At 64.0% G+C, this 9,268-nt stretch carries 9 protein-coding genes and 2 pseudogenes; 7 read left to right on the forward strand and 4 right to left on the reverse strand.

The window, feature by feature from the left end; genetic code table 11:
* Positions 1-124 precede the first annotated feature (124 nt).
* Positions 125-1,180 (reverse strand): sugar phosphate isomerase/epimerase, encoded by a 1,056-nt coding sequence (locus EN969_RS06060; protein ID WP_063169045.1) that lies wholly within the window; start codon positions 1,178-1,180, stop codon positions 125-127.
* 400 nt (positions 1,181-1,580) lie between these two features.
* On the opposite strand from EN969_RS06060, the gene EN969_RS06065 reads away from it, so the two are divergent.
* Genes EN969_RS06065 through EN969_RS06085 form a run of 5 tightly spaced genes read left to right on the forward strand, consistent with a single transcriptional unit; the run spans position 1,581 to position 5,825 of the window.
* On the forward strand, positions 1,581-2,468 hold the full coding sequence (locus tag EN969_RS06065) for a sugar phosphate isomerase/epimerase (protein ID WP_013529508.1): 888 nt from the start codon (positions 1,581-1,583) through the stop codon (positions 2,466-2,468).
* 59 nt (positions 2,469-2,527) lie between these two features.
* Complete coding sequence (locus tag EN969_RS06070; protein WP_013529507.1) at positions 2,528-3,697, forward strand: mandelate racemase/muconate lactonizing enzyme family protein; 1,170 nt, start codon at positions 2,528-2,530, stop codon at positions 3,695-3,697.
* 2 nt (positions 3,698-3,699) lie between these two features.
* Positions 3,700-4,416, forward strand: coding sequence for a FadR/GntR family transcriptional regulator (locus EN969_RS06075; RefSeq protein WP_013529506.1), 717 nt, complete (start codon positions 3,700-3,702; stop codon positions 4,414-4,416).
* Positions 4,417-4,421: 5 nt separating this feature from the next.
* Entirely contained in the window at positions 4,422-5,402 is a 981-nt protein-coding gene (locus tag EN969_RS06080; protein WP_063169046.1) for a hydroxyacid dehydrogenase, read from the forward strand.
* 42 nt (positions 5,403-5,444) lie between these two features.
* On the forward strand, positions 5,445-5,825 hold the full coding sequence (locus EN969_RS06085; RefSeq protein WP_063169047.1) for a hypothetical protein: 381 nt from the start codon (positions 5,445-5,447) through the stop codon (positions 5,823-5,825).
* Between the two features lie 18 nt (positions 5,826-5,843).
* On the opposite strand, the gene EN969_RS06090 is transcribed toward EN969_RS06085, so the two are convergent.
* The gene (locus EN969_RS06090; RefSeq protein ID WP_063169048.1) at positions 5,844-7,139 is read right to left on the reverse strand and encodes an amidase; all 1,296 of its coding nucleotides are present in this window, start codon (positions 7,137-7,139) and stop codon (positions 5,844-5,846) included.
* 119 nt (positions 7,140-7,258) lie between these two features.
* Here EN969_RS06090 and EN969_RS06095 point away from each other — a divergent pair, with 119 nt between their 5' ends.
* Entirely contained in the window at positions 7,259-7,606 is a 348-nt protein-coding gene (locus tag EN969_RS06095; RefSeq protein ID WP_063169049.1) for a GFA family protein, read from the forward strand.
* 97 nt (positions 7,607-7,703) lie between these two features.
* Here the strand turns inward: EN969_RS06095 and EN969_RS06100 are convergent.
* A pseudogene (locus EN969_RS06100) lies at positions 7,704-8,499 on the reverse strand (MFS transporter); the annotation flags it as partial.
* A 136-nt stretch (positions 8,500-8,635) separates the two neighbouring features.
* Between EN969_RS06100 and EN969_RS06105 the strand changes: the two are divergent.
* A complete protein-coding gene (locus tag EN969_RS06105) occupies positions 8,636-9,067 on the forward strand; it encodes a DUF4437 domain-containing protein (RefSeq protein ID WP_013529500.1) in 432 nt (143 codons plus the stop codon).
* A 12-nt stretch (positions 9,068-9,079) separates the two neighbouring features.
* Here EN969_RS06105 and EN969_RS06110 read toward each other — a convergent pair.
* Positions 9,080-9,268, reverse strand: a pseudogene (locus EN969_RS06110) (TOBE domain-containing protein); the annotation flags it as partial.

The raw sequence follows: 9,268 nt of genomic DNA on the forward strand, positions 1-9,268 counted from the left end.
CATCCGGGTGACGGAAAAGGCATTCGACGACTTCGCCGCTGGCACCACCGACAAGAAGTTGCTGCGCGCCATGATGGGAATCTAGCTCGATTTTCCCTCCCCGCGAAGGGGAGGGAAAATCGAGCTAGATTCCCATCATGGCGCGCAGCAACTTCTTGTCGGTGGTGCCAGCGGCGAAGTCGTCGAATGCCTTTTCCGTCACCCGGATGATGTGGTGCTCGATGAAAGGCGCGCCTTCGGCCGCACCATCCTCCGGATGCTTCAGGCAGCACTCCCACTCCAGCACCGCCCAGGAATCATAATTGTACTGCGTCAGCTTGGAGAAGATGCCGCCGAAATCCACCTGTCCATCGCCCAGCGAACGGAAGCGCCCGGCGCGGTTGGTCCAGCTCTGATAGCCGGAATAGACGCCTTGCCGGCCGGTCGGGTTGAACTCGGCGTCCTTGACGTGGAACGCCTTGATGCGCTCGTGATAGATGTCGATGAATTCGAGATAGTCGAGCTGCTGCAGCAGGAAATGCGACGGATCGTAATTGATGTTGCAGCGCCTGTGGCCGCCGACCGCGTCGAGGAACATCTCGAAAGTGGCGCCGTCGAAAACGTCTTCAGACGGGTGAATTTCATAGCCGACATCGACGCCGTTGTCCTCGTACACGTCGAGAATCGGCTTCCAGCGTTTGCCGAGCTCGCCAAACGCTTCCTCAATGAGTCCAGCCGGCCGCTGCGGGAACGGATAGAGGTAAGGGAAAGCCAGCGAGCCGGTAAACGACACTGAAGCATTCAGGCCTAGATTACGCGATGCTTTAGCGCCGAACTTCATCTGCTCGACAGCCCACTTCTGCCGGGCTGCGGGATTGTTGTGCACCGATGGCGGCGCAAAGCCATCCATCTGCGCGTCATAGGCAGGATGCACCGCCACCAATTGCCCCTGCAGATGCGTCGACAATTCCGTGATCTCGACGCCGGCGTCGGCGCAAATGCCTTTCACCTCGTCGCAATAGGCCTTGGAAGAGGCCGCCTTCTTGAGATCGAACAGCCGCGCGTCCCAGGTCGGGATCTGCACGCCCTTGTAGCCGAGACCGGCCGCCCATTTGGTGATCGACGCCAGTGAGTTGAACGGCGCGGCGTCGCCCGCGAACTGCGCCAGAAACAGCCCCGGGCCCTTCATTGTCGTCGGCATCGGCATCCTCCCTCATTTCTCTCGCGACCGAGCATAGCGCCGATTGGAAACAGGGCCAGCCACTTTGGTCTTTTCTCAACGGGCGCTTGCACGCACCACCATTCTGGTATTACCAAATGTGGAATTTTGGTCAAGCCTTGCAATGCGCCATCATGACCCCAAAACCACCCGGCGCAGGCATATATATCTCAATATAATCAAGGAAATACTCCACAGCGAAAGTTGCATCCCGGCGCTTCTTGCCGATCCGGATAATTTGCTGTAGACCTCGCTTCAGGCCCAATTGGTCGAACCAGTTTGCGAGAAAAGGCTGGGAACGCCTTGGGGAGGAACCTTTGTGTCGCCTTTTGGCGATGCATGTCGCAGGCGAACCATAGAGACGAGTTGGGAAGGACAGACCATGCATCTTTCGACGCACAACTGGATGCGCGCGGAACCCTTGGAAACGACGCTCAAGCGCATCAAGAAATTCGGCTATGAGTCGATCGAGATTTCCGGCGAACCCGAGCAGTACAAAACCAGGGAGACCCGGGCGCTGCTGAAGGAGCATGGCATTCGTTGCTGGGGCGCGGTGACCCTGATGCTGGGCGAGCGCAACCTTGCCGCCAGGAACCAGGGCCAGCGCGAGCGTTCCGTTCAGTATGTCAAGGACGTGCTGACCATGGTCAGCGAACTCGATGGCGAGATCATCACGCTGGTTCCGGCGACCGTCGGCAAGGTCGTGCCTGACGGCACCGAGGAAGAGGAATGGAAGTGGGTCGTCGACGCCACCCGCGAATGCTTCACCCACGCCAAGAAGGTCGGCGTCAAGATCGCTGTTGAACCGCTCAACCGCTTCGAGACCTATCTGTTCAATCGCGGCGCCCAGGCGCTGGCTTTGGCCGACGCGGTCAGCCCCGAATGCGGTGTCTGCCTCGACGCCTACCACCTCCATATGGAAGAATTTAACGTCTATGACGCGATCCGGCAGGCCGGAAAGCGCCTGTTCGACTTCCATGTCGCCGACAACAACCGCTTCGCCGCCGGTCTCGGCCAGATCGACTGGCCGAAGATCGTCGCCACCTTGCGCGAGATCGGCTACGACGGCGCGCTGACCAACGAGTTCGTCGCGCCCGTCGACCGGACGCCGGCGGCCCCCTATCCCGACATGGTCGAGCGCAATCCGGTCGATATCTCGCCCGAACAGCTGAAGTTCATCCAGGACCACGGCTCCAGCGTGCTCACCGAGAAATTCTACACCGACCAGATGCGCATCAACGCCGAAACGTTGCTGCCGCTGATCAAGTAGTCGACTGCCTCAGGGAAATTCGCCCTTCCGCCCTGACCGGCGCAGGGCTGGGGAAGAATATGCGTATCAAGTCCGTCCAAGCCTGGTGGATCCGCGTTCCGATCGAAGCCGCTCGGCAGCACCGCAGCGACTTCGGTCAGGTGACGACCTTCGACGCCGCCATCCTGCGCATCGAGACCGATGACGGGCTGGTCGGCTGGGGCGAAGGCAAGAACGCCGCCGGCAGTGCCGGCAGCTACGGTGCACTCGTCCACATGCTGAACCATGAAGTCGGGCCGCAGCTGGTCGGCCGCGATCCGGCCGACATCGGCATCATCTGGGAGATGCTCTACAATGGCGTGCGCCACGACAGCGCCGCACGCGGCGGCCACGCCATGCCGCAGCTGGCGCGGCGCGGCATGAGCATCGCGGCGATCAGCGCCGTCGACATCGCGCTGTGGGACATTCTTGGCAAATCGCTTGGCGTTCCTGTCTGGCGGCTGCTCGGCGGCCGCAAGCTCGATCGCATGCCGGCTTACGCGTCCGGCGGCTGGGCGGCCGCCGACGCCATCGGCGAGCAGTTGAAATCCTATATCGCCAAGGGCGGTTTCAAGGCACTGAAGATGCGGGTTGGCGCCATGGACGGCGCGGCGCACATTTCCGCCACCCGCGTGCGCGCCGCACGGCAGGCGCTCGGCCCCGATGTCGAACTGATGGTCGACGCGCACGGCACCTACACGGTGGCTGAAGCCAAGCGCTTCATCCATCTCGTCAACGACCTTGACCTGGCGTGGTTCGAGGAACCTATCATCGCCGACGATAAGCCGGGCATGGCCGAAGTGCGGGCAAGTGGCGCCGTTCCGATTGCCACCGGCGAAAGCGAGGCGACCCGCTACGCCTTCCGCGACCTTGCCGTGCTCAAAGCCGCCGACATCTTCCAGCCCGATCCCGCCTTCTGCGGCGGCATCAGCGAGGCGATGAAGATCGGCACCATCGCCAGCGCCTTCAATCTGCGCTTTGCACCGCATTTGTGGGCCGGCGCGCCCTGTTTTTTCGCAGGCTTGCATGTCTGCGCCGCCTCGCCGTCGAGTTTCACCGTCGAATATTCGCTCGGCGCCAACCCGATGATCCATGATCTGGTCGAAGAGACTGTCGAAGCCAGGGACGGTATGATAGCGATCCCGGAAAAACCGGGTCTGGGATTCACCATTTCGGAGCGGTTCCTGGAGGCGCACGCGCAACGCGGTTGACGATGAAAGAAAAGAACCTTCTCGCGGAACTCGCTGCCTACCTGTTCTCCCATTCGGACAAGGAGAGCGGCCGAACGCCATCGGAGCGCGAACTGGCGGAGCATTTCGCCGTCAGCCGCGGTCAGATCCGCGAGGCGCTGGCCATCCTGGAGGCCATGCGCATCGTTGAGCGCCGGGCCAAATCCGGCATCTACATCGACACCAAGCAGGCCAGTGTGGAGGCCATGGCGCTCTTTGCCCGCGCGGGCCTCCCGCTCGACCCGATCCAGATCTACGAGACGGTCGAACTGCGCAAGATCCACGAGATCAAGGCGGCCGAACTTGCCTGTTCGCGTGCCACCGAGGAGAATTTCGAGCGGCTGCGCGAAATCCTGAAGGCTTCGGAAGAGCGCATCGCCGCCGGCGAAGGGCTTGCCAGGGAAGACCGCGAATTTCACCTCGAAATCGTGCGCGCCACCAAGAACAGCGTCTTCCACAATGTCTGCAGCGTCTACTACATGATGGGCGAGCAGCGCCTGCCGATCTATTTCAACGACCCCGAGCGCAACGTGCGCTCGCATGCCGAGCATATCCAGATCTATGAAGCGCTGCTGCGCCGCGACGGCAATCTCGCACAGGCGCTGATGAGCGCCCATCTGCAGGGCGCTGAGAGCTACTGGAAGGGCCTGATCGAGGGCCATGGCGAGGAGCCGCAAAGCCCGGCGCTCGAAAAAGCCTGACCGACATGGCTCGTATCCTCACGACGCACCCTCTGCACCCGCGCGCCTCGGCTATGCTCTCCGGCGCCGGCGAGCTCGTCGTCGCCTCCGCCATCGATCCGGCCACGCTGGCCGCCGAGGCGAAAAATGCCGACATCGTCATCGTGCGCGCGCCGCTGCCCCCACAGCTTTTCGACGGCGCAAAGCTGCTGCGGGCGGCAATCCGTCATGGCGCCGGGCTCGACATGATCCCGATGGAAGCAGCGACGGCCGCCGGCGTGCTGGTGGCGAATGTGCCGGCGGTCAATGCCCGATCGGTGGCCGAACACGTCATGTTCGTGGCCCTCGCCTTGCTGCGCAACTTCCGCGTCGTCGACCGCGACCTGCGCGCCAAAGGCTGGCTTGCCGGCCGCGAGCACGCCAACGCCAACAGCGAGCTTGCCGGCAAGACGATCGGCATCGTCGGCCTCGGCGCCGTCGGCCAGGCGGTCGGCCATATCGCCGCGCACGGCTTCGACCTGAAGGTGGTGGCAACGACGCGCAGCATGCAGCCGGCGCCGGACAAGGTCGGCTTCCTGTCGATCGACGCTCTCGTCGAGCAGAGCGACATCATCGTTCTGTGCTGCCCGCTGACGCCGGAAACGCGCGGCCTGATCAACCGTGAGCGGATCGCCCGCATGAAGCCGCAGGCGCTGCTGATCAACGTGTCGCGCGGACCGGTCGTCGACGACGACGCGCTGATCGAGGCCTTGCAGAAACGGCGCATCGGCGGCGCCGCGCTCGACGTGTTTGCGACGCAGCCGCTGCCGTCGAACCATCCCTATTTCGGCTTCGACAATGTTATCGTCACGCCGCACATGGCGGGGATCACCGAGGAATCGATGATGCGCATGGGCGTCGGCGCGGCGGGCGAAGCCCTGCTGGTGCTGGCGGGCAAGCTGCCGGTCAATCTGCGCAATCCAGAAGTGGTCGATCACTATCGGCGGCGGTTTCCGGCGAGCCTGTAACCCATCGCGGTTTCGCCCCAATTCTCCGCGACGTTGAGAGCCATGCCCGGTCTCGCCTTCCTCTTTGTCGCTGCCTGTTCGCTCTGTGCCATGCCGGCATTCGCGGCCGAGAGCAGTTATGTCTATTGCGACAACGGGCTGCGCTGCTTCAAGGCGCCCTGCCCGTCCAACAGCGCACTCGACCTTGCCACCGGGACGATCATCAAGGGCGTGTCGATCGACCCCAGCGGCCTGCCGCAGGCCGACAAGGCCATAACCGATCTTTCCGACGCGCTTTATGCAGGCAAGATCGTCGTCAGGGGCTCGATCGAGCACCGCACCCAGACGATCGCCGGCAAGGAGTACAATTTGCCCTGGCTGGTCGCGACCCGTATCGTACGGACCGCCAAGGACAGCGAACGCAAGCACTGTTCGTCGCGCTGATGGGCGGTTCAGCCCTGCTCACGCGCCAAGCAGCTGCTCCACCTCTGCTGCTATGCGCAGCAGGCGTTGGTCATGGCCGTTGCGCGCCACCAGCATCAAGCCGGCGGGCAGCTGAGTGCTCGGCATCGGCAGCGAGATCGCGCAGAGATCGAACTGGTTGGCAACCTGCGTGTTGCGCAGCAGCAGGCCTTCGGTGCGGTCACGCAACCCGGCGTCGTCAGACATCGAGACGATAGTCGGCGCCGTCACCGGTGTGGTCGGCAAGGCCAGCACATCGACCGAGGACAGCCGCTCGTCCATGGCGGCGGCGAGCGCTGTACGACGGCGCATTGCCCGGATGTAGACAGGCGTCGGCAGCATGGCTGCCCGCGACAAAGGTCCGCTGACATGCGGGTCGACCGGTACCGAAGCTCCTGTCGCCAGCCAGTCGGCATGCACTTCGGCCCCTTCCATCGCGGCGATCGAACCACGCTTGGTGGCCGCGCGCAAATCGGCAAGCAGATCGTCGATCGACAGATCCTCGATCCGCGCGCCCGTCTGCTCGATCTTGCCAAGGCAGCGGTCGAACGCGGTCGCCACCTCGTCTTCCGTCTCTTCGAAAAGGACGCCGCGCGGAATGCCTATGCGAAGCCCTGCCAGGGCAATCGGCGTCAGCGCGGTCGGCACCTCACCGGCCATCACGGCGTCGGCGGCGGCACACTGGGCGACGGTTCGGGCAAGCGGACCGATCGAGTCCAGCGTGGCCGACAGTGGGAACGCGCCGGCGAGCGGCACACGTCGCGCCGTCGGCTTGAAGCCGACGACACCGTTGAGTGAAGCCGGAATGCGTATCGAACCGCCGGTGTCGGAACCGATCGATATTTCGCTCGTGCGCTCGCCGACGGAAACGCCGGCGCCTGAGGAAGAACCACCCGGAATGCGATTGGTGTCCACAGCATTGCCGGGCGTGCCGAAATGCTGGTTGTCGCCGATCGCGGTGAAGGCGAATTCGGTCATGTTGGTCTTGCCGATGATAACCGCGCCGGCCTGCCGCAGCCGGCTGACGATCGCGGCATCGCGCAGCGGAGGTGCTGCGGCCTTGAGCATCAGCGAGCCGGCCGTGGTTGGCTCGCCGGCGACATCGAACAAATCCTTGATCGAGACGATGCTGCCGTCGAGCGGCCCGAGCGTCACGCCGGCTTGGCTGCGCGCATCGCTGGCATCGGCCGCGGCCCGCGCGGCTTCGGCATAGAGCTTCGTGAACACACGCTCTTCGCCGGCACGGGCGGCGAGGCGCGCAAGGATGGTTTCCAGATGATCACGGACGGATTGCATTTTCGGTGTCGGACTCCGGACGCCTTGAACGTCTTAAGGGATAGCGGCCAGTGCCTGGCTTGCCGAGACTTAACCCGGCGCAGACGGTTTTGCACCCTGTCGAATGCGAGGAAAATCCGATGCTCTACAAAGGCAGTTGCCACTGCGGCAAGGTCGCCTTCGAATTCAAGGCCGAACTGACCAGCGCCATCAGGTGCAATTGCTCGATCTGCTCGCGCAAGGGCGCCCTGTTGTGTGCCATCCCGCACGGGACCTTGCGGGTCCTGGCCTGGGGCGACGATTTGGGCACCTACACATTCGGCAATCATGCCATCGCGCACCGGTTCTGCCGGGCCTGCGGCATCCATCCCTTTGCGGAGGATGTCCGCGAGGGCCGTGAACGCAGCGCCTACATCAACATCAACTGCGTGGCCGATCTCGACCCCTCGACCCTGTCGGTCTTCGATTTCGACGGGCGGTCGGCCTGAGTTCGCTCGTCGCTGCCGTCACAACGGCGTCGACCCGAAAACCGTGATGGTTCTCGGGCCGACGCGCAGGTGTCAGGGAAGCCTGATTGCGGCGAGGCTACTCGGCCTGCTTCGGGCCGCGCAGGAACACCACGCTGGCCGCCAGCAATGTCGCCGCGCCGCAATGGGCGAAGGCACTGGCGACGCCGGTGTGGTCGACCAGCAGGCCGCCGAAGACGGCGCCGAGCGCGATCGCCACCTGGAACGTCGCCACCATCAGTCCGCCGGCGCTTTCTGCCTGGTCGGGTGCTGCCCGCACCAGCCAGCTCTGCAGCCCGACCGGAACGGCGCCGAAAGCAAAGCCCCAGACCGCAACGGCGGCAGCGGCGATCGTCGGCGAAGCTCCGAAAACCAGCATCGAGGCGGCGGCCGGTGCGATCAGCAAGGGCGCCAGCCCAACGGCTGCCTTGAGGCTGCGCTCGGCCAGGATGCCGCCGGCGACATTGCCGAAGAAGCCGCCAATGCCATAGGCCAGCAGCACCAGCGAGATCGTCTCGATGTCGAGCACGGGGACCTTCTCGAGGAAGGGACGGACATAGGTGAAGCCGGCAAAGTGTCCCGAAGCGACCAGCAGCACGACCAGCAGCGCCACCCGGATCGACGGACGCTTCAGCACGTGGAGCAAGGTGCGGAAGCTTGCCACACCCACGGGGGGGCAATTTCGGAATGGTGGCCAGCTGCACCAGCAGCGCCAGGGCGGCGACCACGGTCGCAATCATGAAGGCCGTGCGCCAGCCCCAGATGTCACCGACATAGGCGCCGACCGGCGCCGCACAGACGGTCGCCAGCGAAACGCCGGTCAGGATGATCGACATGGCGCGCGGCATCAATCGCATCGGCACCATCCGCAGCGCGGCCGTGGATCGCCGGGTCTGGATGAATTGCCAAGCCTTCCGGACGCAATGCCATTGCCGGGCCACCCGCATGCAATAGCTTGCCAGAACCAGGCAGCGAGAGGCCGGCGGCAAGCCGGTCCGAAGAGGAGAACCAATGCCAAATCATCCGAAGCTCATCGCACTCGCCGTCATGCTTGCGGTTCCCGGGCGCGCCTTTGCCCTCGAGGACAGCTACCTGCCGGCCGACAAGATCCCCTATGTGGCGGAAGTACCCGACCAGCCGCATCGTCTTGGCCCATTGTGGGGCGAGCGGGCCAAGGGTCCGGCAGGCACGTTGCTGAAGGTTCCCGGCAACTGGCGCGCACCGGTCCATGCGCACACCGCGGATTACCGTGCGGTGGTCATAAAGGGGATGTGGGCGCACTGGCAGATGGATGGCGGCGAGGCGACCAAGGTCGAACTGCCTCCTGGATCCTACTGGACCCAGAAAGCCAATGAGATGCATGACGACGCCTGCGTCTCCGACACGGAATGCGTGATCCTGCTGATCAACGACACGCCCTACGAAACCTACTTCCAGAAATAGGCTGGGATGCGGCTACGAGGCGTGACGCAAGCTGACGCCGCTGCCCTTGTCGAACAGCACCACCTTGTCGGGGTTCCAGGCAAAGCGCACCGCCTGCTCGATGGCGACGTCGGTCCTGGCCGGCACGGTTGCACGCAGTGTCGCGTCGCCGACGCGCAGCGTCAGGATCTTTTCGACGCCGTGGTTCTCGACGGCGTGGAC

Origin of the sequence: Mesorhizobium sp. M7A.F.Ca.CA.003.01.2.1 (assembly GCF_003998945.1) — a bacterium.
GTDB classification, from domain to species: domain Bacteria; phylum Pseudomonadota; class Alphaproteobacteria; order Rhizobiales; family Rhizobiaceae; genus Mesorhizobium; species Mesorhizobium ciceri.

Bases quoted from the DNA above. Each gene is read 5' to 3' on its own strand.
- EN969_RS06060 (WP_063169045.1), bottom strand. From the start codon at position 1,180: ATGCCGACGACAATGAAGGGCCCGGGGCTGTTTCTGGCGCAGTTCGCG.
- EN969_RS06065 (WP_013529508.1), top strand. From the start codon at position 1,581: ATGCATCTTTCGACGCACAACTGGATGCGCGCGGAACCCTTGGAAACG.
- EN969_RS06070 (WP_013529507.1), top strand. From the start codon at position 2,528: ATGCGTATCAAGTCCGTCCAAGCCTGGTGGATCCGCGTTCCGATCGAA.
- EN969_RS06075 (WP_013529506.1), top strand. From the start codon at position 3,700: ATGAAAGAAAAGAACCTTCTCGCGGAACTCGCTGCCTACCTGTTCTCC.
- EN969_RS06080 (WP_063169046.1), top strand. From the start codon at position 4,422: ATGGCTCGTATCCTCACGACGCACCCTCTGCACCCGCGCGCCTCGGCT.
- EN969_RS06085 (WP_063169047.1), top strand. From the start codon at position 5,445: ATGCCCGGTCTCGCCTTCCTCTTTGTCGCTGCCTGTTCGCTCTGTGCC.
- EN969_RS06090 (WP_063169048.1), bottom strand. From the start codon at position 7,139: ATGCAATCCGTCCGTGATCATCTGGAAACCATCCTTGCGCGCCTCGCC.
- EN969_RS06095 (WP_063169049.1), top strand. From the start codon at position 7,259: ATGCTCTACAAAGGCAGTTGCCACTGCGGCAAGGTCGCCTTCGAATTC.
- EN969_RS06105 (WP_013529500.1), top strand. From the start codon at position 8,636: ATGCCAAATCATCCGAAGCTCATCGCACTCGCCGTCATGCTTGCGGTT.